The sequence below is a fragment of the Flexivirga alba genome (assembly GCF_042661025.1).
Lineage (GTDB): Bacteria > Actinomycetota > Actinomycetes > Actinomycetales > Dermatophilaceae > Flexivirga > Flexivirga alba.
This window is the reverse complement of record NZ_JBHSWH010000001.1, coordinates 2658664-2685578: the sequence shown is the minus strand read 5'-3', so window position 1 is coordinate 2685578 and position 26915 is coordinate 2658664. Positions and strand designations below refer to the sequence as shown.

Genomic DNA, 26915 nt, shown 5'->3' with positions numbered 1-26915 from the left:
ATAGAATCGCTGTCATGAGTAGCCGAGCGGTTCCGCCTCTGAAGCGCCATCGCCTAGAGGTGCGCGTGACCCCCGAGCAGGATGCCCTCATCCGCGAGGCCGCAGACCTGGAGCACGCCACGGTGACGTCATTCGTGCTCGACACAGTGACCGCGCGGGCGGCGACGGTGATAGAGCAGCACCGCGACCTGACCCTGTCGAACGAGGCGTTCGACCGCTTCATGGCTGAGCTGGACAAGCCGGCCACACCAGTCGAACAGCTGAGTGATCTCTTCCAGCGACACCCGAAGCTGCCCGAGGCGTGACCGATCGACGACTGGAGCGCCTCCGCGAGGAACACAACGTCGCCACGTTCCGGTCCGGTCAGGGCGCGCTCGACAACTGGCTGCACAACCACGCCCAGGCTGCACAGCAGATTGACTCGGCGCGAACCTTCGTCCTGATCCAGGGTGAAGACGTAGTGGGCTACTTCAGCCTCACCATGGGGTCGGTGCTCCGGGCAGACGCGCCGCGACGACTCGCCAGAGGACTCCCTGCCTATCCCGTTGGAGTGGTGCTGCTCGCCCGGCTCGCGGTCGAAAGCGACCATCAGGGCGAGGGACTCGGTGGCTTGCTGCTTGCCGAGTCTCTACGCAAGGCCGTGGCTGCAGGCGATGCCGCAGCGGCTCGTCTGGTGGTGGTGGACGCCATCGATGAAGCGGCCGCGCACTTCTACACCCACTACGGCTTCCTGTCGGTGCCCGAGCACCCGATGCGCCTCTACCGGCGGACCAAGGACATCCGGGCAAGCCTCCGCCCGGACGCAAACTTCCCGCAGTAGCCACGCACGCAATCAGCGGGTGATGAGACGGTGTTCCTGCACTGCGTCCATTCGCAGCGCCCGACGCCGTCCGTCGCGCTGCTGCACGCAGCGAAGTATGGCGGGCTGTCTGCCCAGGATTCCGCCGCCGCCATACGAACGGCGTTGGGGGTCAACGAGATCGGCGGTCTGCTGTGGACGGCCGCGCTGGATGAGGCACGTATGGCGAACGCCGGGTGAACGACGACTGCGATGTCAGTGGTCGCTGCCAGACTGAGGACACAAGGAAGGGGTGCCAGATGAGAAAACAGGTGAAGGAGAGCGCGACCACGGGGTCGTCGATGGGTCCCTGGGAGTTGTTCGAGCGACGGATGGCGGCATACGTGTCCACCATGCTCGACCCGTGGAACAAGCTGCAGATCTACGTGCCAATGGCAGGCGACACGGAGCCGTGGGTGATCGACATCGCGCCGGTCCGTGGCGTGATCCAGATCGACTACCACTGGGACGAGGTCTACACCACCGCGGACGATCCGGCCGACGCTGTGCACCAGCTGCGGACCGTTCTGGAGGGTGGACGCTTCAGGACACCCCACCCGCAACTGCTGACCGTCGCTGCCATCGGCACTGCGGCGGCCGGCGTCGGCATCCTCGGTCTCGGGGTTCGTGGCAGCGCTCCGGACGTCGACGGATCTGCCGTCCCGGCTCTGTTCACCAGCACCAAGGAGCAGGTGCTCGGCGCGCTCCTCGCCCACGTCCGCAGTGAGTATGACGAGGAGGCCGAGCTCGACGAGGACGACGACCTTCCGCTGATGGTCAACGGAGTTCGGTTGTGGGTCGGCGTCACGGAGGCAAAGCCGGCCATCACGTTCTTCACGCGCGTGGTGGACGACGTGCGCTCGCGCCGGCAGGCTGGGGTCGACGTGAATGGGCTCAACCGCAGTAATCTCTGGTCGCGTTGGGTGGTCCGGGATCACTCGGTGTGGCAGCACCTGACCATCCCGTCGCTGATCTTCCAGCCGGAACTGTTCGACGAGATGCTCGCGCTCTTCGTGGCCGACTACCGCGCCAACCACCTCGACCTGGCCGACCGGCTTGGCGGGCAGCCGGCGACGGGGTGAGCGCGAGCCACTGCGTGGTGCCACTGTCGGAGTCGTAGACCATGATTGAGTGAGAAGCACGCCGTCGAGAGGAGGCCTGTCATGACTGCCCTGCACACCGAATCGACCGCTGTCGACAAGTTCGCCGCTCCGCTCTATACCCAGGCAGAGGCTGCTCGATTCCTTGACCTCTCCACCTCGACATTCCGCAACTGGGCACGCGGACGCAACGGCGCGGGCAGCGACCGAGGATCTGGTTCGCCGGTTCTGACGACGGTCGACAGGACCACTCCACACGGTCCGAACATTCCGTTTGTCGGCCTCGCAGAGGGATATGCATTGTCGGCGATTCGTCGCACTGGCGTGCCATTACAGCGCATCCGGCCAGCACTCGAGCGTCTCGGCGAGGAGATGGGCATCCGGCACGCTCTCGCTTCCAAACAGCTTTTCACCGATGGTGCCGAAGTCCTTTTCGATCGTGCAAAGCACGCGGACCAGGATGAGGCCGATGCGGTCCGTGAGCTCGTCGTTGTTCGCGACGGTCAACGGGTCTTCACCGAAGTCGTCCACGACTACCTCACACAGATCGTCTTTGGTCACGATGGATTCGCCACCGCCATCCCACTCCTTGGGTTTCGGAAAGCCGAGCTGGTTGCCGACGTCAAACGCTCCTTTGGCCAGCCGATCTTCAGACATGGCGGGGTGAGGCTCGAAGATGCGATCTCCCTCTTCAAGGCAGAGCGAGACATCGACGTCGTGTCCGAGGAGTACGGCATCCCGCGGGCCGAACTCGAGGACGTCCTCGCGGTCCTGGTGAACTGACGGACCGACGATGCCCGGGCTGCGCTTCTTTGTCGATCGCAGCCTGGGACGCCGCCAGGTGCCGGATGCGCTCCGCGCCGACGGTTGGGACCTGGTGACCCTGTCCGAGCACTACGGCATACCAACCGACGAAACGGTCGACGATGTCGAGTGGCTCGAATTGGCAGGACGACAACACTGGCCAGTGTTGATGAAAGACGAAAAGATCCGCTACCGACCCGCCGAACGTGCCGCAGTCATCGAGCATGGAGTCAGCGCCTTCTACCTCACGTCCGGCAACCTCTCCGGTGCGCAGATGAGCGAGCTCTACATCTCGCACCGAGATGCGATCTGGCGGCTCGCGGTAGCGCCCGGGCCGTCTCTCTTTGCTGTCTCCCGCACCGGCGTTCGCGCGATCAACCTGGGAGCCTGATGTCGTTGCCCGACGGAGCAGTCAAGGTCGGTGGTGCTCCGCGGCGGGTAGTACCGGGCATCGGGATCTCGATACGCTCCTCCGCTTCGCTCCCCCGCTACTCGATCACCTTGGTCGCTCCTCGGCCAGCTCAAGTGTGGGATCTCGATATGCCCTCCGCTTCGCTCCTCCGCTACTCGATCACCTTGGGGTGACGAAGGTGCGGGCGACCTTGGCAGGTCGCCCGCACCTCGTGTGAATCTCGTTCAGTTAATGCGGTTTTCGTAGACTCCTCGGCCGTGGGTTGCGGCATACAGGCGCTTGCCGGAGTCGTCGAGGGTCAGGCCGTAGACCGCTACCTGCGGCATGCCGGAGGTTGCGGCCCAGCTGGTGCCACCGGGCGCCAGGGCGAGCACGCCGAAGTCGGTGCCGACGTAGATCGCGCCGGTCCGCCAGTCGCGCTGCACCGCCAGGATCGGCTGGTCGCCGAGGTCACCGGAGATGTCCTTGGCGGTGATCTTCTTGGTGCTCGGGTTGTAGGTCACGTCGTAGACGTGACCGCCTGCGGCATACGCGCTGTAGCCGCTGTAGGACACGATCGCGTGGTAGGGGTTCGCCGGATCCAGCGAGATCCCGGAGATGAATCTCGTCGGCAGCTTGTCACCACCCGCGGTCTGGTCGAGCCGGGTGAACTGCACCGAGCTCGCGACCTTGGCGTTGGCATTCGTGGAGATGAAGAGCCGACCACGTCGGGTCGCCGCCCACAAGATGTTCGTCTTGCGCTGCGCGTGCGCCACCGACACCACGTAGTTGCCGGCGCCGGCGTTGTCGCTGCCGTAGACCGTGCCCGACAAGTCGCCATTTGCACCACCCAGTGCGGTGAAGTCGCCGCAGGTCGTGCTGAAGTCGCCGGTCAACTCGTTGCAATGCTGATCCAGCGACCCCTGGGCACCACCGTTGTCGGTCGTGCGCCAAATGTGTTGCAGGCCAACGTAAACCGTGCCCGGCGCGGTTTTGTCCGACTCGACAGGCATGTAGAACGACGACGCCTCGCCGCTGGCCAGCAGCGGGTCGGAGATCCAGTCCCAACCGGTCGCAGACGATCCGTGGAAGTTCACGTCCATCTGCGGGTTGTAGTAGGTGTGGAAGCGGATGTTGCTGTTGGACGGGTTGATGGCCGAGTTGCCGCCGTCACCGCCGACCGTCTCCGCCCAACCGCCCGGGTAGTCCGACTCCCAGGTGCCGTTGTCCTGCGTGCCGCCCTGGACGATGCCGTTCTGCAGCGAAACCGACTGGAACTGCAGGGTTTGCAGCCCGCCGTTGACCTCCTTGTTGGAGGTCGGGATCGCCGACAACCACCGCTTGCAGTTGGCCAAGTCGGTGGCGTTCAGGCCACGGGTGTTGCAGTCCGCCGACTTGTCGACGAACGGCCCGCTCTCGACCGTCACGCCGCCGTCGTCGGTCGCGACCCACTTGTTCGGGTCGTTCGGGAAGAAGGCGAAGCCGTGCTGGTCCGGGTGCAACCCATTGTTTGCAACGTCATTCGTCATGTCGGTGAACGACGCGCCCGAGTTCGTGGACCGGATGATCGCCCGGCCGTTGCTCGGCTGGTGCGCGTTGAACAACTCGTCGTAGTTCATCGAGCCGGACAGCACGACCGTGTTCGGTTGGCCCTTGGGCGTGCTCACCGCCATGTCGTAGTAGCACTGGCCCTGACAGAAGTTGTAACTGTCATAACCGGGCGACGACTTGCTGGAGCTGCTCAGGTCGGTCCAGGACACCGTCGACGCCTGTGCGTCGTCGGTGCGCAACAGCCCGGCCGTCCCGTTGAACCGAGTCGAGTCACCCAGGTAGATGCGAGTCTTCCCGCCCAACGAGGTCGCGTCGAACTCGACCCGGTTCGCCGACGAATTCTGAACAGCGCCAGGGTTGTTCACCGAATAGACCCGTGTGTATGACGACTCACCGGCTGCCCTCCGGTAGAGGCCGTAGTCGCTGACGGACGCGTACGTCACCTTCGGGTCGTTCGGATCGAACTCGACCTTCGTCACGCCACCGCGGAAGAAGTCGTTGCCGTTCGCGGATGATCCGTCGACGGCATCCTGCGGCTCGTTGATGACCTGCTTCCAGCTCGCGCCCCCGTCAGTGGATTCATAGAGGCCCATCGGTGCGACACCGGGTGGCGTCATACGGCCGCCGATGACCGACGACGATCCGTGCCGACCGACCATCGTGCCCACCAGGAGGTGGTTGGCGTCGGTGGGATCGACGGCGATCGAGCCGATGCTGCGTCCGACGGAGTCGGCGTGGAAGCCGGTCACCTCTGACCAGGACCCGCCGCCGTCGGTGCTCTTGAACAGCCCCATGCCGGCCTCGTTGTCGGACGAGCCATTGGCCTCACCGGTGCCGGCATACAGCACGCCGTTGGCCAGGGTGAGCGAGCCAATTGCCTGTGACGGCAACGAATCCGACACTGAGCGCCAAGACGGAGTGGTCGCGGTGATGTCGTCGGTCTTCCACACACCGCCGCCGGCCGAGCCGATGTAGGCAGTCTTGCCGTTGGGGTCGATCACGACCGCCGTCGCACGACCGGACACCTGGCTCGCGTTGCCGGTGTAGGTCACCGGAGCCGGCACCGTGCCGGTCAGGTTGCCCTGCAACGTCCACTGGCCGAGCCCGGGAGGCCCGCCCTTGCCGTTCTTCGTGGTGGCGATGAAGGCCGAGCGGTTCTGTGCGACCTGCGCGGGCGCAACCGCTGTTCGCGGGAAGGCTTGGTCGCCATACAGCTCCTGGTTGGGACCGCCAATCGCCTCACCGCCGTTGTCGAGCTTCTCCATGATCACCGACAGGGCTTGCGAGTGCTTGTTCAGATGCTGGTGCTCGTGGGCGAACTCGTGCAGGCTCTCGTGCGCTTCCTGCTTGCCGGTCACCTTCTCCCATGCCTTCTCGGGGCCGCCGGCGGCGGTCACGACGCCGCCCGCACCAACGACGAGGGCGACGGCTGCACCGCCGGCCAAGAGGGCTCGATGGTGTCGGCGTGGAGGGCGTGGTTGCACCGGTTGTGACGTGTCTTCAGGGGTGGACCCAGACATGGTTTCTCTTTTCGACGGGCGTCCCGATTGGGACGGTGTTCAGCAAATTCCCCGAAACCATTCAGACTCGCCTTCCGGTGAGTCCGAACACTCGATCCTATTGCGGCGCAAGGGCTCCCGGTGATTTGCGGAGTGGCGCATGAGCGACTGCTGCCATGAGTCGGGACCTCGAGACGCGGCTCGTACCTCACCGCTCCTCGGCTACCTTGATGCGGGACCTCGAGACGCGGCTCGTACCTCACCGCTCCCCTTCGTGACGCCCCGCTCGTTCCTCACGGGCCCCTCAGGGCGACGCTCGGCCACCTTGATGCGGGGCCTCGAGACGACGCCCGGCCACCTTGATGTTTCAGCGATCCACGCAATAGTGAGCGTTATGACCGCAGACAGCGAAGCGAACCTCGATCAACTGCGCGACGACTTGGTGATGGGCGGCTGGGACGTGCTGCCCCGCGAGAAGCTCGGCGAGCATCCGCTGCCTGCCGGCGCGGCATACGAAGCGATCCGCGCCGACCTGGAGCTCGACGGCAGCGCGCGGCTGAACCTGGCGACGTTCGTCACCACCAGCATGGAGCCGCAGGCGAAAGCCCTGATGGCGCAATGCATGGACAAGAACATGGTCGACAAGGACGAATACCCGCAGACCGCCGACATCGAGCAGCGCTGTGTGAAGATCCTCGCCGACCTCTGGCACGCCGAAGACCCGACCGACCCCACCGGCTGCTCCACCATCGGGTCCAGCGAGGCGTGCATGCTCGGTGGCCTCGCGCTGAAGCACCGCTGGCGTGCCAAGGTCGGCGACGACCTCACCCGCCGGCCCAACCTCGTGCTCGGCGCCAACGCGCAGATCTGTTGGGACAAGTTCTGCCGCTACTTCGAGGTCGAGCCGCGCCTGGTGCCGCTGCAAGGAGATCGGCTGCACCTCGATGCCGAGAGCGCCCTGCAGTATGTCGACGAGAACACCATCGGCGTCGTGGCCATTCTGGGATCCACGATGGACGGCAGCTACGAGCCGGTCGCCGAAATCGCTTCTGCCCTGGACAAACTCGCGGCAGGCGGCGGCCCCGATGTGCCGATCCACGTGGACGCGGCCTCCGGCGGTTTCATCGCGCCGTTCCTCGACCCCGACCTGCAATGGGACTTCCGCCTCCCCCGCGTCGCCTCGATCAACGCGTCCGGGCACAAGTACGGACTGGTCTATCCCGGTGTGGGCTGGGCGATCTGGCGGGACCGTGACGCGCTGCCCGAGGAACTCGTCTTCCACGTCAACTACCTGGGTGGCGACATGCCGACCTTCGCGCTCAACTTCTCCCGGCCGGGCATGGAGGTCGTCGGGCAATACTTCATGTTCACCAGGCTCGGCTTCGAGGGCTACCGCACCGTGCAGCAGGCGACCCGTGACGTCGCCGGCCGGCTCGCGGAGCAGATCGGCGCGCTGCCGCAGTTCCGAATGCTCAGTCGTGGCAACGAATTACCGGTCGTCACCTTCACCACGTCCGACGACGTGCAGGGCTGGGACGTCTTCGCCGTCTCCCGCGGTCTGCGCGAACGAGGTTGGCAGGTCCCGGCATACACGATGCCCAAGGACCGGGAGGACTTGGCGGTTCTGCGGATCGTATGCCGCAACGGCCTCACCACCGACCTGGCCGACTGGTTGGTCCGCGACCTGACGAACACCGTCAACACGCTGGCGAAGGACGCGCATCCGGACCATCAGATCTCAGGGCCGGAGGGCTTCCACCACTAGTGCCACCCTCGCAGCTTCGTTCAGCGCGAGGTCAGCGCGGCAGGCCGCCATTTCCCGGCGTGAGTCTCGGGCCGGGTGCACGATCAAATTGCCGTCAGCGTCCGCCTCGGAATACTCCTGCCCCACCGCACTGAACTCACTTTCGTAGTTGAGTCCCTCGCGCAGCGCGGTGATCCGCTCCGCCCAGGTGCCTCGCACGGCCGCTTGTTCGCGCTCACCCAACAGGTCGTAGACGTCGGGCGGAAGTGCATTCGGTGGCGTAGCACGCATGCTGTCAATGTAGCGCCGTGCTAAACGTTTTCATCTTCGTGTAAGACGACTTCTCCCGGTCATGTCGTCGGCGGTCGCTTCGCTCCCCCGACCTACTCGACCCGCCAGGCTCGCTACTGGACCCGCATGGTGCGGGACCTCGAGACGCCTCCTCCGCTTCGCTCCCCCAGCTCCTCGGCCACCTCAGGTGCGGACCTCAAGACGCTCGTGCCTCGCGGCTACTCGACCAGCTTGGGCCACTACTTGATGAAGTGTTCTTTCTTGAGCCAGTCGTAGGCGACGTCGGCGGGCTCCTTGCCGTCGACGTCGACCTTTGCGTTGAGCTGCAGGAGCACGTCGTTGGTGAGCTTCTTGCTCACTGGCGCAAAGAGTTTCGCGATCTGCGGGTTCGCCTTGAGCATCTTGTCCCGGACCACGAACGACACGTTGTACTTCGGGAAGAAGGACCGGTCGTCCTGCAGCACTTTGAGGTGCAATGCGACGATGCGGCCGTCGGTGGTGAAGACCTCACCGAAGTTGCACTTGCCGTGTGCGGTCGCGTCGTAGATCGCGCCCGTCTGGTAGGTCCGCAGGTTGCTGCGCGGGACGCCGCTGCCGAGGGGCACGTCATACTTCTTCAACATGCCCTTCAACCCGTCCGGGCGGTTGATCAGCTCGGACTCGACGCAGAAGGTCCGCTCCGCCTTCGGCACCTTGGCCAGCTGCGACAACTTGGTGATGTGGAACTTCTCCTGCACCTTCTTGGTGACCGCGAAACTGTAGGTGTTGTTCATCGGTGCCGGCGGCAGCCAGTCGAGGTTGTTCTTCTTCTTGTCCTCGTCGCGCACCGCGACATACTGCTTGCGCTCGCTGGGGATCGGGTTCTCGTGGCCGAGGTAGGTGATCCAGCCGGTGCCGGTGTATTCCCACATCGCGTCGATCTGCCCGTCCAGCATCGCCTGCCTCGCGGATGCCGACCCGGGGATGTTGGTCAGGTCGGTGACCGTCGCGCCGGACGACTTCAGCAGGATGATCGCCATCTTGCCGAGCAGGATGTTCTCGGTGAAGTTCTTGGAGCCGATCGAGATCGAGGTGCCGCTCAACGGCTTGGTCTGTGCCAGCACGCCGGCCAGCTTGGCCGAGGGCACGTAACCGCCCGCGGTCCCCAGCCCGAGGCACCCAGACGTGGTCATCGCGACCGCCGCAGCGCCCGCTACGACCGCGAGCGCGCGACGGGGTCGTCCCCGAGATGTTGTATGGCGCAAGGTGATTCGCATCAGATCCCCTTTGGACGGACCAATAGCTCGAGCACCCGGCCGAACCACTCCACGAGCAGCGCGAGCAACGCGATCAGCACTGCGCCGGCAACCATCACCGGGTAGCGGTAGAGCGTGATGCCTGCGGTGATGACACCGCCGAGGCCACCGGCGTTGACGAACGTCGCGAGCGCCGCAGTGCCGACCACCAGCACCAGCGCGGTGCGGACTCCGGCCATGATCACCGGCAGCGCAAGCGGCAACTCGACCCGAAAGAGCACCGCAAGGCCCGAAAGCCCAACGCCACGACCGGCTTCCACCAGGGTCGGGTCAACGCCCTGCAGTCCGGTGATGGTGTTTCGGAGGACCGGCAGCACGCCATACAGGGTGAGCGCAGTGATCGCGACCCAGAAGCCCGACCAGCTGGACAGCCACATGAACAGCAGCACGATCAGGCCGATCGACGGCGCAGCCTGGCCGGCGTTGGCGACACCGACCACGATCGGCGCGAGGAATTTCAGGCCCGGCCGGGTGAGCAAGGTGCCCAACGGGACGGCGATCGCCACGACGATCAGGGAGGCGACGATGGTGAGCTTGATGTGCTGCCAGATCTGCAGCCGCACGTCCGGCCAGGCCAGCGAGCTGGTCTCGATCGAGTCCAGCGTCGCGGTCTGCCGCCACCACACGTAGAGCAGGAAGCCGACGATCACCAGCACGGGTATGCCGAAGATCTCGATCGCGGCGCTGCGACTCATCCGACCCCGTTTGCGGCCGTCGTCCGCTTCGACTCCGGGTGTGTCGATGTCCGGCGTCCTGGTGTCGACAGTCACGGCGCGTTCCCGCTTTCGAGCTCCTCGTCGGTCGGCGCGATCGAGATGCGTTCTGAGGGGTGCTCGCCGTTCAAAGACGTTGCCGTGCCGTTGGTTTCGGCCTCTGCCTCACGCTGCATCTCCTCGATGAAGTCCGTCACCGTCTTGAAGGTGATGATGCCGAGGTAGGAGTCGCGGTCGCCGGTGACGACCGCGCCCCCGTGACCACTGACCAGCATGGTGTCGAGCGCGTCGTTGAGGGTGGCCCGCGAGTCAAGGTTGACCAGGTCCTCGTCGGGCTCGACGATCGTGGCGCCCTTGAGTTGGCGCACCCACGGCCAGCCGAGCGGTCGGTTGCGACGGTCGAGCACGATCACCGAGCGGTCGCCGTTCGCCTGCGCCCGCTGCTGCACCTCGGCGGCGTTCTCGCCGACCGTCGCTGTGGTCGGTTGCCGCAGGTCCAGCTCCGAAACCCGCGCCAGGCTAAGGCGTTTCAGCGACGAGCCGGCGCCGACGAAGTCCTGCGCGAACTCGTTCGCCGGGCTGCTCAGCACCACCTCGGGGGTGTCATATTGCGCGATGTGCGCGCCCTCCTGCAGGATCAGCACCCGGTCGCCCATTTTGATCGCCTCGTCGATGTCGTGGGTGACACAGACGATCGTCTTGCGCAGCTCGCGCTGGATCGAGAGCAGCTCGTCCTGCAGGCGCTGCCGGGTGATCGGGTCGACCGCGCCGAAGGGCTCGTCCATCAGGATCACCGGTGGGTCGGCCGCCAGGCCGCGTGCCACCCCGATGCGCTGCTGCTGACCGCCGGACAGCTCACGCGGGTAGCGGCCGCGATACTTCGACGGATCCAACCCGACCAGGTCGAGCAGCTCGTCGACGCGCGCCTTGATGCGGTCGGAGTTCCAGCCGAGCAGTTTCGGCACGATGGCGATGTTCTTCGCGACCGACATGTGCGGGAAGAGACTGCCGCCCTGTATGACGTAGCCGATCGTGCGCCGCAGCTCGTCGACCTTCTTGGCGCGGATGTCCTCGCCGCCGATGCTGATCGTCCCCGACGTCGGCTCGATCAGCCGGTTGATCATCTTCAGCGTCGTCGTCTTACCGCAGCCGGAAGGCCCTACGAACATTGCGATTTCGCCCGCCGGGATGGTCAGGCTGATGTTGTCGACAGCCGGCGTCTTCTGCCCGCGGTAGGTCTTGGTGACGCCGTCGAGACGGATCTCCGCGCCGCTGACTGCCGCGCGAGCTTCGGTGGTGGACTCCACAGCGGTCATCAGACCCGCACTCCCTTTGAGGTGGTGAGCCGCCCGAGGATGAGCAGCAGAAAATCGAGAATGAGCGCCAGCACCACGATCCCGATCGTCGCGGTGAGCGCATAGTTGAGGGCGTTCTTGCCACCGACCTGCGCCAGCCCCTGGAAGATCCAGCCCCCGAGACCGGGCCCGAGGACGTATGCCGCGATCGCGGCGATGCCCATGCACATCTGCAACGAGACTCGGATGCCGCTGAGGATCACCGGCCAGGCCAGCGGTAATCGGATCCGCAGCAGCGTCATCGGCTCGCTCATGCCCATGCCGCGCGCCGACTCGATCAGCGTCGGGTCAACACCTTGCAGGCCGACCACAGCGTTGCGCAGGATCGGCATCACGGCATAGAAGGTGACCGCGACCAGAGCAGTCGTGGCGCCCAGTTTCGTCAGGGGCATCAACAGGCCGATGAGCGCAAGCGACGGGATGGTCAGCCCGATGGCGCTCACCGCGTTGGCCACCGGCTCCAGCTTCGGCATACGCGTCACCAGCACAGCGAGCGCCACCGCGATGACCGTTGCGAAGAGCACCGCCAGGATCACCAGATAGGCGTGGTTCCACGCACCAATGAGGAATTGCGCGCGGCGATCGGAGAGAAAATCCCACACTGGCTGCCTCCCGAGACAGAGCATTGACGAGGCGTGCTGCGGTATGCGGATCGGGCAGCGACGACGTCGTGAGATGGTCGAAGCCGCTCGGGCCTCTTTCACTCAAGCACACAGTCGGGCAGACGCCAAGGACCAAACCTGTTCCCTGTGAAGTCTTTTCGACTGCTTGAACGTTGGCGGTGCCATCACCTATCACATATCCATCACGAAAATGGCTGTCCGCCAATGTATTTCGAGAGTTGCATTTCGAAATCGTCTGGCGCAGAGGGATTCTCGGTGCATCGTGCGGGCAAAGCGCGGTCGAGATGTCTTTCGCCCGGTTTCGATACGCACTCCTCCGCTGCGCTCCCCCGTGCTACTCGACCCGCATAAGTCCGCTACTCGACCCGCATGGCTGCCGGGCGCGGCATACGGGCTGAGCTCCGGCGCGGTTGATAGCGTTCGGGAATTCACCCGTGGCGAGACCTTTGGGGGTCGCAATGAGTCAGTCGTATTGCGCTTTGTATGTCGACGCGGGCTACCTGCTGGCGGCCGCGGCGACGCGCATCACCGGCACGTCACTGCGCGCCGGCATCGAGGTCGCGCACGCCGAGCTGATCGAGGGACTGGTGCGGCAGGTCTGCGAGGACAGTGGCATGCCGCTGCTGCGCACTCAGTGGTATGACGCCGCGCGCTTCAACTCGATGACCGAGCAACAGAAGCACATCAGCGCCCTGCCCCGGGTCAAGCTCCGCCTCGGCCGGATGGCGCAAGATGGCACTCAGAAGGGCGTCGACCTGCGCCTCGGGCTCGACATCGTCAACCACGCCCGGCACGGTCGGGTGGATCGGCTCTACCTGGTCACCGGTGACGACGATCTGACCGAGGCCGTCGACGAGGCGCAGAATCTCGGAGCCCAGGTCATCGTGCTGGCCGTCCCCAACGCGGACGGGAAGCCACACGGTGTGTCGACCCACCTGCGACAGGTCGCCGACGACGTGCTGCTCGTCGACGAAGCGGGACTCGACAGCGCCATACATCGTCGTGAGCGGAAGGCGACCCCGCCGGCAGCCGTGGCCGCACCGGTCAGCGAGTCCTCCCCCGCCGCAGTCGCCGCGCGCGTTGCCGCCGCCTCCACACCGGACCTGTCCAAGCCCTACCGGACGCCGCACGAGTTGATCTACTCGACCACCACCGGCCAGCCGCCGATCGTCTCAGTCCGACTGCACGACCAGCCCGACCCCGAGGTGATCGCGGAGGGCATCGACATCGTATGTCGCAAGGTCATCGACTCCTGGAAGCGAACCGCGACGACCGAGGACATCGCGCGGATGCAGGCGGCCAAGCCGTCCGTGCCCAGCGACCTGGACCGTGCGTTGCTGCTGGACCTGTCGGCGCGACTCGACAACTTCTATCTGGACGACACCACGCGCTACAAGCTGCGGTCGCGGTTCTGGGAGATCCTCGACGAGGTGTCGTGAGCGGGTCCGCGGGTCTCGATACACCTCCCCCGCTGCGCTCCTCCGGCACTCGACCAGCTTGCGGGGGCAGGCGACCCTCCGGCACTCGACCAGCTTGAAGGGGCAGACGACCGGTTGGTCGCCTGCCCCTTGCCGGTTTCGGATCAGCGCACGTCGTACGCGCGGGTGATCGTCTGCGAGACCTTGGCTCCGTGGGCGTCGGTGAGCTCGACCTTCAAGCTCACCTGCTTGCCGGAGTCGGCGGAGTTGTCCACTGTGAGATCGGCGCCGGTCGCGGTGACCTTGGCGGAGCCGGCGACCCAGGTCGCGCCGCCGTCGGTGGATGTCCAGACGCTGGCCGCGGTGATCGCGCCCGAGTCGTAGCCCGGGTTGGCGTCGATCCGCGCCGGGATGTTCGTCTGGCCGGCGGCGACCGTCTTCAGGCCGTCGGTCGGCAGGTCGAGCCGCGGGAAGAGCAGCGGCAACGCCTGGCTGTAGACGGCCGGGTCCTCGTGTGACCGGAAGGTCCACGTGGTGGCGGCCGCGGTCGACCGCTGCCACATCTTCGCCGGCTGGCCGACCTTCTGCGTGTTCAACGTGAGCGCGTAGGTCGCATCGTCGGACGGGACGGTGAAGACGCCGAACGGGTCATAGCTGGACCCGACCGCCACTCCGTTGCGACTCAACTGCAGGTTGCCCAGGTCACCGAAGCTGCCCTGGTCAGCCCAGTGCCCAGCACTGTCCGCCCACATCGTCGGGGCGACGCCGAGCAGGTTGCCCTGGCGCTCGGCGACCCGCTGCGGTGTGCCGTCGGTGCCCTTGCGGACCCCGGGGGTCACCGCTCCGCCATACCAACTGTCCGAGACCGTTTCGCCGGGCGTGAAGGTGCGGAAGTGATCGTTCATCACCTCGCCGAACGGGAAGCTGGACAGGATCGCCTTGGACCACTGGGTCCCGTCGGCCGTCAGGTATTCGGTGCGCTTGCCCGGTGTCGGGAGCGGGTCGATGCCGCTGATCGCGAACCCGACGCCGTCCGGGCGCTGTGCGCTGGTCAGGTCACCGAAGTTGGTGGCCACACCCATGCTGTTGTATGTCGCCTCGATGCTGCCCAGTGAGGAGTCGGAGACCTCGTGCTTCTGGGCCGTGACCAGCTGCTTGTCGTCGAAGAAGCCCAGCGTGTAGGCGTATGGCGCATTCGCCGTCGCGGACCACTTCAGCATGACCTGCCCGCCAGCGAGTTCCGCACCGAGCGATACGCCCTCGGCCTGCGGGAGTGCGTAGACCGGCAGTGGAGCAGGTCCCGAACCGACCACCGGCAGCCAGGCTCCGGGCGCGTCCCGGTAGAGCAGCAGAGCCTTCGCGCCCGCCTTGGCCGCGAGCGTCTGGACGCTGTAGTCGCTGCCCGTGGCCGGCAGCTCGGCCACGACGACCTTGCCCTTCACATCGGCCGCAGCGAAGTCGGCCGCGGTGCCGGCGCCGACCGAGACCACGTCGGCCGAGCCGACACCGTCCAGGTTGGCGATGCCGCCCGCCGGGGACAGCGGGTGCAGCGCCAGCGCACCGGACGTCGTCATCGATGACACGATCGGAGTGGTGCGCCGCGTCCAGTGACCGAACTCGAACGACCCGTCACCCTTGGCGACGGTGCCACTGACCTCGGCATACACCTTCGGCGTCGCGGGTCCGGCCGTCATCGAACCGGAATGCACCCAGTCCGTCGGCCACTGCCGGTCGAAAGTCAGTGTCGTGGAACGCAATTCGCTCGGTTTCTGCGTCGACACGGTGAGCGGGTTGGCCTGCCGCGCGTCGAGCACGATCGTGGTGTCCTTGGTGATCGTCAGCTCAGGGCGTGCGAGGTAGGACAGTGAGTCAGGAGCCGCCGAGGCCGGCGCCCCGACCGTCGGTGTCATCACGTATGACGTGAGGAAGAAGTGCCCGGGACGAACCGTGAAGGATTGGTCCTTGCCACCTACGTAGGCACGACCGCCGGACGATGTGTCGGTGTTGACCAGGTCGACCGACGAGGCGCCGTTGGCGGGGTCGCCGTTGCGGTCGATCACCTTCACGGTCACCGTGACGGCGGGAGCGGCGGCGTAGAGGTTGAACGCCGTCGACACGTGCTGGCCACCGCTCGTCCCGATGATCCGGGCGGTGATGTCGCCCAGCGCGCTCGCCGGGATCTTGGCACCCAGCTGCACCGTCACCGGCACGTCGACCGTGCCGTGCGCCGGAACCGTCACGTGCTGCGGGACCTTCAGCAGCGGGGTGTTGATCGCGCTGCCGTCGTTGCCGGAGACCTTCGCGACGGCAAGCCGCAGGTCGACCGCGCTGTCGCCACGGTTGGTGTAGGTGACTGTCTTCGCGTTGTACGCATGCGTCTGGGGGTAGTCGAACTGCCCGCCATACACAGTGGATTGGGCGGTGACGGTCTCCTTGAGCATTTGCGGGATGTCGACGCGTCCGGCGCCGACCTCCTGCGCGTCGCCGGGCACGTCGGAGTCCGCCGAGGAGGTGATCAGCTGCTTCAGCTGCGCACCGCTGAACCCTGGGTTGGCCTCCTTGGCGATCGCGACCGCACCCGCGACGTGCGGCGTGGCCATCGAGGTGCCCGACATCGTCTGGTAGGCGTAGATCCCGCGGCCACCGGCGTTCGCGGCGAGGATGTTGACGCCGGGAGCCGCAATCTCGGGCTTGAGGACATGAGTGCCACCCACCGGGCCACGACTGGAGAAGTAGGCAGTCTTGTCCTGGGAGTCGACCGCGCCGACGGTCAGCGCGTCGGCCGCGCAGCCGGGGCTGGAGACCGTGTTGAAGCCCGAGCCGAGGTTGCCGGCCGCGATCACGAAGAGGCTCTTGCTGCTGTGCGACAGCTGCTCGACGGACTGAGCGATCGGGTCGTCACACGTGGTGGTCGGCAGCTGGCTGCCCAGGCTCATCGAGATCACGTCCGCGTTCTGCGACACCGCCCACTGCATGCCGGCGATGATGTCCGAGTCCATGCCGTAGCCGGAGTCGTCCAGGACCTTGCCGATCACCAGGCTGGCGCCGGGCGCGACGCCGCGCTCCTTTCCGCCGCTGGCGGCTCCGGTGCCGGCGACGGTCGAGGCGACGTGCGTGCCGTGACCGACCAAATCGTCTGTGCCATGGGCAGATCCGGTGAAGTCCTTGCTCACCGCGATGCGGCCTGCAAGGTCGGGGTGGCCGGCGTCGACGCCGGTGTCGAGCACCGCGACCTTGCTGCCCTTGCCGTCCAGCCCGGCCTTCCAGGCGGTGGGCGCGCCGATCTGCGCGGTCGAGTCGGCCAGCGTCATCTTGACCGGCCGGTCCAGCCACAGCTTGCCCAGGCCTTCGCCCGTGGTCGAGGTGGACTTGACCAGTTCGTCCCAGGCGGCCTTGGCGTCGGACTTCGGCACGGCATACGCCATGGCGTTGACCGAGGCCAGTGGCTTGCTGTCGGTCGCATCCGTCGGGGTCGGTGTGGTGTCGCGGACGGTCCGCGTGCTCTTGTCGTACTGCGCGATGAGGTGGATCGACTTCGTGTGCGCGTCGTCAAGCTTGTTGGCGACCTGGCCGGTGACGTTGAACAGTTCGCGGTCGATCCGGCCACTGGCCAATGCCTTGGCGACGGTCACCGGATAGACGTAGAGGTTGTCGCCGTCGCGTTGGGTTTCGAAGTCGGCGACGGTGCCGTCCGCGGACGGCAAGATCTGCGCGACCGGCTGACCATCGGCGGTGTGCGAGACCCGGACACGATCGCCGGAGATGAGGGTGACAGTCGCTGCTTGCTGGGCCTGGGTGCTGGCCGCGGAGCCGACGATGGGTCCGTGGTCACCGGTCGACGTGCCGGTGGAGGCCAGGGCGGGCGATGAGATCGCCGTCGCTGCGAGCGCGAGCACGCCGACGGACGTGAGGGTATGGCGGCGCCAACTTGGACGCATAGAACCTCCGTGTGCTTACGGACCGGGGTGGATCCGAGGGTGGAGCGACGCGGCCGGGAAGTCCGTGTCGCGTGTCCGTGACAGCCGGACCTGGTCATCGTGCACGCCGCGCGACCGGGCGTGGAACGCTTGAGCCGGGCGAAGAATCGTCATGGCAGGTTTTCGACAGAGCAGACGTATGGCGCGCGGAGATGCCGCGGGCGCGAAGGACACGAGCATGGAAGCAATCCCCGGCGCAGGTGACCGGGTCCGGACCATCGATCTCAGTGCGGTCGGGCTCACCTCCGAGCACGAGGCCGACTATCGATCGCTGATCGAGCAGGGTGGCGGCACCGCAGGAGTACTGGCCGTGCGCTGGCACCGCACGGTGCCCGACGTCGAGGCAAGACTGGCCGCACTGCACGAGCTCGGTCTGGTCGAAGCCGTGCAGGTCGCCGCACGGACCGTCCGCTGGTTTCCGGCATCACCCGACGTCGGCCTGCGAGCGCTACTCAACTCACGACAACACGCTCTGGCCCGGGCGGAGACGTCGGTCGCCGCGCTCGCGGAACTCTTCCGGCGCGACCTCAACCACGCCGAGGTCGGTGACCTGGTCGAGGTCGTGCTGGGCGCCGACGCCGTGGGTGCGCAGTTCCTGCAACTACAGCGCAGCGCCCGCACGGAGGTGTGCGCCTTCGTCGACGCCCGGCCGGTCGCCGTCGAGTCGGGGAACAACGCGGCGGAGGCAGAAGCGCTCGACCGGGGCGTCGCCTTCCGCGTCGTCCTGGAGCGGGCCGCACTCGAGGACGACGCCACCGCCAACGAGTCGCGGGAGTCGCTCGGCGCTCACGTGCAACTGCGCACCGTCGAAAAGGTGCCGACCAAGCTGCTGATCGCCGACCGGGGCGTCGCGATGGTGCCGCTGGCCGTGCGCAGCCACGACGCAGCGGCCGTCCTGATCAAGGCGCCGAGCCTGGTCCAGGCGCTGGTGACCCTCTTCGACTCGGTCTGGTCCGGCGGCATCCCGATCGTGCTGGACCCGCAGCACGGACCGATCGAGGGGCCGGGAGCGGGTCCGGACAGTGTCGACCTGGCGCTGGTGTCTCTCATGCTCGCCGGCTTGACCGACGACGCCGTCGGCAAGCGGCTGGGCATCAGCGGCCGCACCGTTCAGCGGCGGCTGAAGCTGCTGATGCAGCTCACCGGATCGACCTCCCGGATGCAGCTGGGCTGGGAGGCCGCCCAACGCGGCTGGGTGACGCGTCGCTGATTTGAGGTGGCTCGGGCATCATGCAGCACCAGTCTTCCGGCGTTTGGCCGGTATTTCGTGTGAGTGCAAAATTGCTGCATGCCACATCTATGGCGTTGGCGCTATAGTTGTGTACATGGATCTGACCACCGCCGAAGCCGCACAGCGGCTGAACGTGAATCAGTCCCGAGTTCGGGCATTGATCGCTGCCGGCGGTCTCGAAGCACGACGCTTCGGCACCCAGTGGTTGGTTAACTCTGACAGCGTCGAGCATCAGGCCGCGCTCACCACCGCGAACGCAACAGGTCGGACCATGTCCCAGCGGATCGCCTGGGCCGCCGCTGACCTGGCCGATGGCGGGGATGCCGAATGGTTGACCGCGTCCGAGCGGTCGAGGCTGCGCCGCCGCCTGCGCGGCGTGACTCGTGTGGAGACAGTTCAGCGATGGCTTGCCTCTCGGTCCAATCACGTTGCGAGGTACCAGATCGGCGACGTCGACATCGAGGATCTACTGCATCACGACGATGTGGTCAGCACGGGTGTCAGCTCCGTGACGTCATACAACCTTGGGTTGGGCACCGGTGGCACCGCCGACGCGTATGTGAGCCGAGGGGTGGCCGCGTCTTTGATCAGCGATCTCTTCCTGATCGAGAGCCGCACCGGAAACCTCACTCTTCGTATCGTCGACAACGACCTGCACCGACGAACATCACGGCATCTTCGGGGACGAGTGGTCACTCCTCGACTCATCACAGGGGTTGACCTCGCCGATTCGCGCGACACGCGCACCAAGGCGACCGGAAACGCACTCTTGACCGCCGTCCTGGGCGAGCTGGCCGAATGACTGACGTGCCTTCCTCTCGGCTTCGGAGCCAGGATCAGATTCTCGGAGCGATCGGAGCGATCAGCGGACAGTTGCCGACCGACCTCAGCGCGGCGTTCGGCGCGGACCAGCGCCGCACGACAGACCCGCAGCCCGCTGATCTTGGCGACGTGAAGGCTCTGATCGGGCGCATCAAGACGCGCCTCGGCCTCGCCCCGGCTGTCGACAGGCAGCGTGCGATCGAACTCAGTGGTCTCCTTGATGCACTGGCCAACAACGAGAGTCTTTCCTTCACTCGTGGAGAGCTGGCTGCGCTGGATGGTCTACTTCATCGGGCGGCGGACGAGGTGCCAACTCTTGACCGCGAGCCGGTTGCTCTGCCGCCGCTGCCCGATCATCAGATCGCTATGTGGCGGACCCTCCTCGCTTTCGAAAAGCTTGATCGCCCCTGGGTTCTCGTTGGTGGGCAGATGACGATGCTGCACTGCCTCGAGAACAACCATCGCGTCACGCGTGCCACCGACGACGGCGACGTGATCGTGGGTGTCTGGACGCGACGGGACTCGTTGCGGGCGGCGAGCAGATTGCTGCGTGACAGCGGCTTCGTGGAGGCGAAAACCAGTGATGGCTATGGCTATCGGTTCGCACGGCACAGTCCACACGCGACAGTCATCGACCTCCTACTGCCAGAAGGCCTGGAACGACAGCGCCAACAGCCGACCACTTCACTAGGTCGGCGCGGCCTGTCCGTCGAGGGCGGCAACCAAGCGCTTGCACGCGCGCAGCGGGTGCCAGTCATGGTCGGGAGCCTGTCCGGTTACGTCCGAAGGCCGAGTCTCCTGGGCGCCCTCGTCGCGAAGGCACATGCCTACGTCAGCGATAGCCGCGACGTGGATCGTCATGCGGAAGACATCGTCACCCTCGCTGACATCGCGCTACGCAGCCCTCGAGCGACACTGCAGGAGGCTCGGTCCGAAGACCGCAAGCCCATACGTCGCTTCCTGCGGAACAAGACTGCAGAACACCGATTCTTTTCTGACACAAGCGATCCCGACGCGGTCTTCGCCTTCTTGACTCGACTTGCTGAGCCAATTTGATGCCCGGTGGCGAATGACGTTGCCGGGGCCAATCTGGTGATTGCACCGGTCACCGTCGTTGTGTGGGGCTACGGTCCGGAAATGGGCTTCTATTTCCGCGTCGCTCCGGGTGTGAAGATCCGGGCCACCAAACGAGGCCTGCGCACCTCCGTCGGTCCGCGGGCTGCACGAGTGCACTTCGGCGCAGGTGGGACCGGAATCTCAACCGGCGCAGGGCCTTTCACCTATTACGCGCCGGTGCACGGCTCGAAGTCACGACCGTCGACTTCGCGATCGACGCGTGCTCTCACTTCCGCCCAGCGGTCCCCTGGCGCGACCCCGGCCCAGCAACAGAAGGCGGCACGGGCCAAGGCCATCGCCGACGCGATCAGCGCGATCCTCGACCTGCACCGAGCGACCTTCCCCAACGCGACGGCACCAGTCGCGTCGCCGCCGCAGACCCCGACCTACCAGCAGGTTCTCGCCCGCAACACCGAGGCTGCGACCGCAGGGGTCGGATGGTTCCACCGCCACGAACGTGCCGAAGCCATCACGCGCGCCACGGCTGCAGCGCAGGCCGAGTTCGCCGGCATCCAGGCCGACGCGAAACGGCGGCAGGACGACGAGCAGCGACGACTGGACGAGTGGTGGAAACAGTTGCTGGCCAACGAACCACACCACGTCATGTGGGCGATCCAGCACGCGTTCGAGGACAACGAAGCGGCTGCCGCGCCGACCGGGGTCCAGGGTTCGACGGCGTCGCTCGTGGTCCACGTCCCCGGCACCGAAGTGTTGCCCGAGCGGATGCCCGGGACCACTGCGGCCGGCAATCTTTCGCTGCGGCAGATGACCAAGAGACAGCGCTCGGACCTCTACAAGCTGATGGTCTGCGGCTACGCATTGGTCACCGTCAAGGAGGCCTTCGCCGTGGCGCCGGGCATCACGGAGGTCGCGATCATCGCGGTACGCCGCGGGCCGGTCAACGCGTATGGCGTGCGCCATCCCGAGGTCATGGCTGCGTTGCGGTTCGAGCGACAGGCGCTCCTCGGCATACAGTGGCAGACCGCTGATGCGGTACAGATCGTGAATGACGCCGCCAAGGAGCGAATCCTCGAACAACGAGGCGCCGCAGGCGAACTCGTGCCTCTCGACCTTGACACGCACCCGGACCTCAAGCCAGTGCTCGGTGCGATCGACCTGGACGAGGAGTCAGAGCAAGTGGGGTCGTGAGGGCTGCAGGGACGCGGGACCTCGAGACGCTCGTACCTCGCTCCTCGGCCACCGCTTAACCGGAGTTGCGCAGCGCTGTCGCCAGGCCGTTCATGGTGAGCAGGATGCCGCGCTGGACCTGCGGGTCGTCGTCGCCGCTGCGGTAGCGCCGCAGCAACTCGACCTGCAGGTGGTTGAGCGGCTCCAGGTAGGGAAAACGGTTGAAAACAGAGCGTTTCAGGGCCGCGTTGTCCCACAGCAGGTCCTCGTGGCCGGTGACCCGGGCAAACATCTGCAAGGTCCGCTGGTGCTCGTCGACGATCTTGGAGAAGACCCGCTCACGCAGCGCTTCGTCCGCCACAAGCCGCGAATACCGCTCTGCGATACCGAGATCCGACTTCGCCATCACCTGAGCCAGGTTCGACATGACCGTCTGGAAGAACGGCCACCGCTCGTAGTAGCCACGCAGTGCCTTCAGCCGCGACTCGTCGTCGCCGACCCACTTCTCCAGCGCGCTGCCGGTGCCGTACCAACCCGGCAACATCACCCGCGACAGCGACCACGACATCACCCAGGGAATGGCGCGCAGGTCACTGATCTCCTTGGTCTGCTTGCGCGACGAAGGGCGTGAGCCGATGTTCATCGCACCGATCTCCGCAACCGGCGTCGAGGTCGTGAAGTACTCGACGAAGCCGTCGGTCCGGTGCACCAGGTCGGCATACGATTCCCTTGCCAGTGCTGCGATTTCGTCCATCGCGGTGTAGGCATCCGCGGTGTCGTCGCCCAGCCCTTCAACGTCCAGCAGCGACGCCTCCAAGGTCGCCGCCAGCAGTGTCTCCAGGTTGCGGGTCGCCAGCGGCGGCTCGGCATACTTCGCGGCGATGATCTCGCCCTGCTCGGTCAGCCGCAACGAGCCGCGCACCGCGCCGGGCGGCTGGGCGAGGATCGCCTCGTAGCTGGGACCGCCACCGCGACCGACGGTGCCGCCGCGACCATGGAAGAGCCGCAGCCGGATGCCGGTCTCCTGCGCCACCTCCACCAGGTCGAGCTCGGCCCGGTAGAGGGCCCAGTTGGCCGCCATGTAGCCGCCGTCCTTGTTGGAGTCGCTGTAACCGAGCATCACCTCCTGCAGCCCGTCCTTGCTGTCCACCAACTGTCGGTAGATCGGCACCGCGAGGACTGCGCGCATCGTGGTTGCCGAAACCTGAAGATCCTCAATGGTTTCGAAGAGCGGCACGACATTCACCGAGCAGGTCGCACCCTCACCGCCGACACCCGGGTCCAGCAACCCGGCTTCCTTCAGCAGCACTGCCGTCTCTAGCATGTCCGACACCGAGGTGCACATGCTGATCACGTAATTCGGCACCGCCTCGGGCCCGAACGTGCGGACCGCGTGTGCCGCCGCGGCGGTGATCGCGAGCTCCTTGGTCGTCTGCTCCGAGAACTGCGCCCCGGCTCCGATCAGCGGGCGCCGGTTCGCCAGCTCTGCGGTCAGCAGCCCGACGCGCACGTCCTCCTCCAACGACAGGTAGTCGTGGTGCACGCCCGCCCAGGCGAAGAGCTCGGCGATCGTCTGCTCGTGCACGTCGGAGTTCTGGCGCAGGTCCAGCCCGTAGAGGTGAAAGCCGAACGTCCGCACTGCTTCACGCAATTGGAGCAGCTTGTCATCGGCGATCAAGCCGCCCGATCCCTCTCGCAGCGCAGCGTCGACGATGTCGAGATCCGCGGACAGCTCATCATCACTCTTGTATGGCGCAGCTCCCGCCACCTGCACCGCCGACTCGAACCAGTCGCCGAAGAACTCCGTGTGTGTCGCCGACAGCCGGCCACGGATCCAGGCGATAACCTGGCGGAAGGGTTCGTCGGCGCGGTCATCCGTCGTGTTGAGCGCGGCCAGCTCGAGCAGCTCGCGCGAGGTCGGCGTCATACGGATGGAGAAGGAGAGCTCGTCCTCCAGGACCGCCAGCTCGCGCAGATAGTGCTGGATCGCGGTCTGCGCGGCACGGCCGCTGGCGGTCGACACGACGTCTGCAGTGACGTTCGGGTTGCCGTCCCTGTCGCCGCCGATCCACGAACCGGCCCGAAGCACAGGCTCTTTCGCGACATCCGCCGTCGGGTATCGAGCCGCTAGCTCGTCGCGGACGCGCGCGTTGAGCTGCGGCATGACCTCGAAGAGCGACTCTCCGAACCACCGCAGCCCGACCTCGATCTCGTCGGTGATCGCCACCCGCTGCAACCGGACCAGCGCGGTCTGCCACAGCGTCAGGATCTGCCGCCGGATGACCCGCTCCCCCGCCGCCAGCTCGGCGGGCGTCAGGTTGCCGTGCTCACGCTGTCGCATGACCTCCTTGATGCGCGACTGGGTCTGGAAGACCGTGCGCCGACGTGTCTCCGTCGGATGCGCGGTGATCACCGGCACGACAGTCGCACCGCCGAGGGCGTCGCGGACGGTGGCGTCGTCCAATGCCGCGTCGTCCAGCTTGCGGAACGTCGCCGCCAGCGAGCCGTCCTGCGGCGGCTCCCCCGCGTTGACGTGCATCGCCCGGCGTCGCTCGCGATGCAGGTCCTCGGCCAGGTTGGCCAGCAGCGCGAAGAGGCTGAACGCCCGCACGACCTTCATCGCCTGCTTGGTCGGCAGCTCGTCGAAGATCGCCGCGAACTGGTCGCGATGCTCTTCGCGACGTCGCACCGCGAACGCTCGCGTGCGCGCCTCCTCCACCAACTCCAGGATGTCAGCGCCCTCTTGGTCGCGGATCACCTCCCCGAGGATCCCGCCGAGCAGGCGGATGTCCTCACGCAATGGTTCCGAGGCAGCGCGCCCTTGCTCGGTGACGTCGAAGGCCAGCATGTGATCGAACATGGCCACCAGCATGCTGCTTCGCCGCCCATCAGGTGGGCGTTCGTCTCGGCACGTGAGCAATCTCGCATCCGGCGCTACCGTCGACCTGGACCAAGACGAAGGGACAGTGCCATGGACGATTTCGAACCACAGACCGCGGCCGGCAAAGTGCTCTGGCACTTCTGTATGTCGCTCGACGGCTTCGTCGCCGGTCCGCGGCACGACATGGGTTGGATGACCGGCTTCTCGATGCGCCCCGGGCTCGTGGACGAATACGTGACGACCACGGGCGCCGTCCTTGCCGGGCGCGACGGTTTCGACAGCGTCATCGGCGATCTTCGTCCGTATGGCGGGCAGTGGCGCGGGCCGATCCTGCTCGGTGACGGCATCCGCCTCTTCGACAACCCCGGCGGCGCTCCGATCCGGCTGGCCCTGACCGGAGAGGATCCGAGTGCAGCCGTCAATCTTCGCTATCGGACCCACCCCGACGACCGGCCGGCCGGGCTAACCTCGACCCAATGACTTCCACGGACGCCGCCATCACTGTGACCGTCTTCCCGCATTGGCTGAACGGCCTGTTGCTGCGTCCTGCCGCCCGGCCGGTCGTGCAGATCGACGGCGCCGACCACGTGACTCGGTGGGGCGGCGCCGTCACCGTTGCGGTGCCCGCCGGCCCGCATCGCATCCGGGCGTTCGTCCGCTATCGCGGCACCCATTCCGACCTCGGTGCGACCCAACGGGAGGTCGACGTCGCTGCCGGGGACGCGTGGCGGTTCGTCGCCAAACACGGACTGACCAACGGCTCGGGGCTCAGCTTCACCCAGGTCGACCGCGCGTGAGCGTGCTCATCGACCCACCCATGTGGCCGGCGCACGGGCACCTCTGGTCGCACGTGGTGAGCGACACGTCGTATGACGAACTGCACGCATTTGCAAGCACTCTCGGCATCCCCCGGCGGCTCTTCGATCACGACCACTACGACCTGCCCGAGGAGCGGTACGCCGACGCCGTCGACGCCGGCGCGGCCGAAGTCAGCGGGTCCACGCTCATCCGCCGGCTGATCGCCAGCGGCCTGCGAGTCCCCGAGCGCGACCGACGTGGCGTTTGACCTGGTTGGTAGGTTCGTTGAAACCCCCTCGCAGCAGTAAGGATTCGCATGTCAGCCAACCTTGAGGTCTTCATCGAGATCAATGCCAGTCCGATGCAGGTGTGGGATGTCGTCTCCGACCTGAAACGTATGCCGCAGTGGAGCCCGCAGGCCAAGAAGGTGATCGTGCGAGGCGGACCGCTGAAGCTGGGCAGCGCGATGATCAACTTCAACCGCCGCGACGTGCGGTTCTGGGCAACACGCAGCCGGATCGTCGCGTTCGACCCGGGCAAGCGAATCGCCTGGGAGATGAAGGAGAACCACGCGACCTGGAGTTTCGACCTGGTGTCGCTGGACGACAACACGCGGACCCGGTTGGTGGAGCGTCGTGACGTCTCCGCAGGAGTCAGCAAGGCGTCGAGACTGCTGATCGACAAGTTCCTCGGTGGCGAGGAGAGCTTCGACAAGGAGCTGACTACCGGGATGCGACAGACGCTGCAGGGCATCCGAACTTCTGTCGAATCCGGTTCGTAGCGGGCGGAATTCACGATATGACTGCGTGTGTCTTCTGCGCGATCGCGACGGGTGACTCGGCCGCGCACGAAGTCGCGCGCACCGACCACACGGTTGCATTCCTCGACAACCGGCCGGTCTTCAAGGGGCACGTCCTCGTCATACCCACCGAGCACGTGGTCACCCTCCCCGACCTGCCCGACACGATGCTCGCGCCATACTTCAGCGAGGTGCGCCGCATCGCGGGCGTCATACCGAAGGCGCTGGGTGCACAGGGCACCTTCGTCGCGATGAACAACAAGGTGTCCCAGAGCGTTGCGCACCTGCACTGCCACGTCGTCCCGCGCACCAAGGGTGACGGGCTGCGCGGCTTCTTCTGGCCGCGCGTTCGGTATGCCGAGGGCGAGCAGGCCGACTACGCCGAGCGCCTGCGCACCGCCCTGGCGGACTGAAGCGGGGCATACCCGGGCATTATCGGGGCGCCGATCAGATCGTTACCAGCCTTTGCACAGCGTTGGTGCTTAACTTGGAAGAGGCGGGGCGCGCCCCGCGACGACGGCCGCCACCACGGCAACCGCCG

The 26915-nt window shown here is 66.3% G+C and carries 25 protein-coding genes and 1 pseudogene; 17 read left to right on the top strand and 9 right to left on the bottom strand.

The genetic code is table 11. From position 1 onward, the window contains the following. Positions 1–14: 14 nt before the first annotated feature. The 5 genes and pseudogenes from ACFQDH_RS13180 to ACFQDH_RS13160 form a co-directional block, all read left to right on the top strand. Complete coding sequence (locus ACFQDH_RS13180) at positions 15–305, top strand: type II toxin-antitoxin system TacA family antitoxin (RefSeq protein ID WP_382401993.1); 291 nt, start codon at positions 15–17, stop codon at positions 303–305. Beyond that, complete coding sequence (locus ACFQDH_RS13175; RefSeq protein ID WP_382401990.1) at positions 302–820, top strand: GNAT family N-acetyltransferase; 519 nt, start codon at positions 302–304, stop codon at positions 818–820. The genes ACFQDH_RS13180 and ACFQDH_RS13175 overlap by 4 nt, the downstream gene beginning before the upstream one ends. A 30-nt stretch (positions 821–850) precedes the next feature. Next, positions 851–1039: a hypothetical protein gene (locus ACFQDH_RS13170; RefSeq protein ID WP_382401988.1), complete on the top strand. Its 189-nt coding sequence runs from the start codon at positions 851–853 to the stop codon at positions 1037–1039. A 59-nt stretch (positions 1040–1098) separates the two neighbouring features. Further along, a complete protein-coding gene (locus tag ACFQDH_RS13165; protein WP_382401986.1) occupies positions 1099–1920 on the top strand; it encodes a T3SS (YopN, CesT) and YbjN peptide-binding chaperone 1 in 822 nt (273 codons plus the stop codon). Positions 1921–2001: 81 nt separating this feature from the next. Beyond that, positions 2002–2232: pseudogene (locus ACFQDH_RS13160) on the top strand (helix-turn-helix domain-containing protein); the annotation flags it as partial. Positions 2233–2268: 36 nt separating this feature from the next. Here ACFQDH_RS13160 and ACFQDH_RS13155 read toward each other — a convergent pair. Then, on the bottom strand, positions 2269–2595 hold the full coding sequence (locus tag ACFQDH_RS13155; RefSeq protein WP_382404944.1) for a hypothetical protein: 327 nt from the start codon (positions 2593–2595) through the stop codon (positions 2269–2271). Between the two features lie 136 nt (positions 2596–2731). Here ACFQDH_RS13155 and ACFQDH_RS13150 point away from each other — a divergent pair, with 136 nt between their 5' ends. Further along, a complete protein-coding gene (locus ACFQDH_RS13150) occupies positions 2732–3133 on the top strand; it encodes a PIN-like domain-containing protein (protein ID WP_382401984.1) in 402 nt (133 codons plus the stop codon). Between the two features lie 245 nt (positions 3134–3378). On the opposite strand, the gene ACFQDH_RS13145 is transcribed toward ACFQDH_RS13150, so the two are convergent. Next, a complete protein-coding gene (locus ACFQDH_RS13145; protein ID WP_382401982.1) occupies positions 3379–6129 on the bottom strand; it encodes a WD40/YVTN/BNR-like repeat-containing protein in 2751 nt (916 codons plus the stop codon). Between the two features lie 448 nt (positions 6130–6577). On the opposite strand from ACFQDH_RS13145, the gene ACFQDH_RS13140 reads away from it, so the two are divergent. Next, on the top strand, positions 6578–7948 hold the full coding sequence (locus tag ACFQDH_RS13140) for a glutamate decarboxylase (RefSeq protein ID WP_382401980.1): 1371 nt from the start codon (positions 6578–6580) through the stop codon (positions 7946–7948). On the opposite strand, the gene ACFQDH_RS13135 is transcribed toward ACFQDH_RS13140, so the two are convergent. The 5 genes from ACFQDH_RS13135 to ACFQDH_RS13115 form a co-directional block, all read right to left on the bottom strand. Further along, the gene (locus ACFQDH_RS13135) at positions 7922–8218 is read right to left on the bottom strand and encodes a hypothetical protein (protein ID WP_382401978.1); all 297 of its coding nucleotides are present in this window, start codon (positions 8216–8218) and stop codon (positions 7922–7924) included. The two genes, ACFQDH_RS13140 and ACFQDH_RS13135, sit on opposite strands and share 27 nt — an antisense overlap. Positions 8219–8457: 239 nt before the next feature. Continuing rightward, positions 8458–9390, bottom strand: coding sequence for a glycine betaine ABC transporter substrate-binding protein (locus ACFQDH_RS13130; RefSeq protein WP_382401976.1), 933 nt, complete (start codon positions 9388–9390; stop codon positions 8458–8460). Positions 9391–9473: 83 nt separating this feature from the next. Then, positions 9474–10283 (bottom strand): ABC transporter permease, encoded by an 810-nt coding sequence (locus tag ACFQDH_RS13125; protein ID WP_382401973.1) that lies wholly within the window; start codon positions 10281–10283, stop codon positions 9474–9476. Beyond that, positions 10280–11542 (bottom strand): ATP-binding cassette domain-containing protein, encoded by a 1263-nt coding sequence (locus tag ACFQDH_RS13120; RefSeq protein ID WP_382401971.1) that lies wholly within the window; start codon positions 11540–11542, stop codon positions 10280–10282. The genes ACFQDH_RS13125 and ACFQDH_RS13120 overlap by 4 nt, the downstream gene beginning before the upstream one ends. Next, entirely contained in the window at positions 11542–12183 is a 642-nt protein-coding gene (locus ACFQDH_RS13115) for an ABC transporter permease (RefSeq protein ID WP_382401969.1), read from the bottom strand. Before ACFQDH_RS13115 ends, ACFQDH_RS13120 begins: the two co-directional genes overlap by 1 nt. 479 nt (positions 12184–12662) lie before the next feature. Between ACFQDH_RS13115 and ACFQDH_RS13110 the strand changes: the two genes are divergently transcribed. Beyond that, positions 12663–13643: an NYN domain-containing protein gene (locus ACFQDH_RS13110; protein WP_382401966.1), complete on the top strand. Its 981-nt coding sequence runs from the start codon at positions 12663–12665 to the stop codon at positions 13641–13643. 143 nt (positions 13644–13786) lie between these two features. Here the strand turns inward: ACFQDH_RS13110 and ACFQDH_RS13105 are convergent, their stop codons facing one another. Then, positions 13787–17560: a S8 family serine peptidase gene (locus ACFQDH_RS13105; RefSeq protein WP_382401962.1), complete on the bottom strand. Its 3774-nt coding sequence runs from the start codon at positions 17558–17560 to the stop codon at positions 13787–13789. Positions 17561–17777: 217 nt separating this feature from the next. Here ACFQDH_RS13105 and ACFQDH_RS13100 point away from each other — a divergent pair, with 217 nt between their 5' ends. The 4 genes from ACFQDH_RS13100 (at position 17778) to ACFQDH_RS13085 (ending at position 21917) form a co-directional block, all read left to right on the top strand. Further along, entirely contained in the window at positions 17778–18809 is a 1032-nt protein-coding gene (locus tag ACFQDH_RS13100; RefSeq protein WP_382401960.1) for a helix-turn-helix transcriptional regulator, read from the top strand. Between the two features lie 115 nt (positions 18810–18924). Further along, positions 18925–19632: a helix-turn-helix domain-containing protein gene (locus ACFQDH_RS13095; RefSeq protein ID WP_382401958.1), complete on the top strand. Its 708-nt coding sequence runs from the start codon at positions 18925–18927 to the stop codon at positions 19630–19632. Further along, positions 19629–20708: a hypothetical protein gene (locus ACFQDH_RS13090; protein WP_382401956.1), complete on the top strand. Its 1080-nt coding sequence runs from the start codon at positions 19629–19631 to the stop codon at positions 20706–20708. Before ACFQDH_RS13095 ends, ACFQDH_RS13090 begins: the two co-directional genes overlap by 4 nt. A gap of 6 nt (positions 20709–20714) precedes the next feature. Beyond that, positions 20715–21917 (top strand): DUF4236 domain-containing protein, encoded by a 1203-nt coding sequence (locus ACFQDH_RS13085; RefSeq protein ID WP_382401954.1) that lies wholly within the window; start codon positions 20715–20717, stop codon positions 21915–21917. A gap of 55 nt (positions 21918–21972) precedes the next feature. Here ACFQDH_RS13085 and ppc read toward each other — a convergent pair whose 3' ends face one another. After that, positions 21973–24756, bottom strand: a complete 2784-nt coding sequence (gene ppc / locus ACFQDH_RS13080) for a phosphoenolpyruvate carboxylase (protein ID WP_382401952.1) — start codon at positions 24754–24756, stop codon at positions 21973–21975. Between the two features lie 111 nt (positions 24757–24867). Between ppc and ACFQDH_RS13075 the strand changes: the two genes are divergently transcribed. The 5 genes from ACFQDH_RS13075 to ACFQDH_RS13055 are packed head-to-tail and all read left to right on the top strand — an operon-like array spanning position 24868 to position 26787. Then, positions 24868–25257, top strand: a complete 390-nt coding sequence (locus ACFQDH_RS13075) for a hypothetical protein (protein ID WP_382401950.1) — start codon at positions 24868–24870, stop codon at positions 25255–25257. Continuing rightward, positions 25254–25574: a hypothetical protein gene (locus ACFQDH_RS13070; RefSeq protein ID WP_382401948.1), complete on the top strand. Its 321-nt coding sequence runs from the start codon at positions 25254–25256 to the stop codon at positions 25572–25574. The genes ACFQDH_RS13075 and ACFQDH_RS13070 overlap by 4 nt, the downstream gene beginning before the upstream one ends. Then, complete coding sequence (locus tag ACFQDH_RS13065; RefSeq protein ID WP_382401946.1) at positions 25571–25843, top strand: DUF4031 domain-containing protein; 273 nt, start codon at positions 25571–25573, stop codon at positions 25841–25843. Before ACFQDH_RS13070 ends, ACFQDH_RS13065 begins: the two co-directional genes overlap by 4 nt. 48 nt (positions 25844–25891) lie before the next feature. Next, a complete protein-coding gene (locus ACFQDH_RS13060; RefSeq protein ID WP_382401944.1) occupies positions 25892–26356 on the top strand; it encodes an SRPBCC family protein in 465 nt (154 codons plus the stop codon). Positions 26357–26373: 17 nt separating this feature from the next. Then, positions 26374–26787 (top strand): HIT family protein, encoded by a 414-nt coding sequence (locus ACFQDH_RS13055; RefSeq protein WP_382401942.1) that lies wholly within the window; start codon positions 26374–26376, stop codon positions 26785–26787. Positions 26788–26915 lie beyond the last annotated feature (128 nt).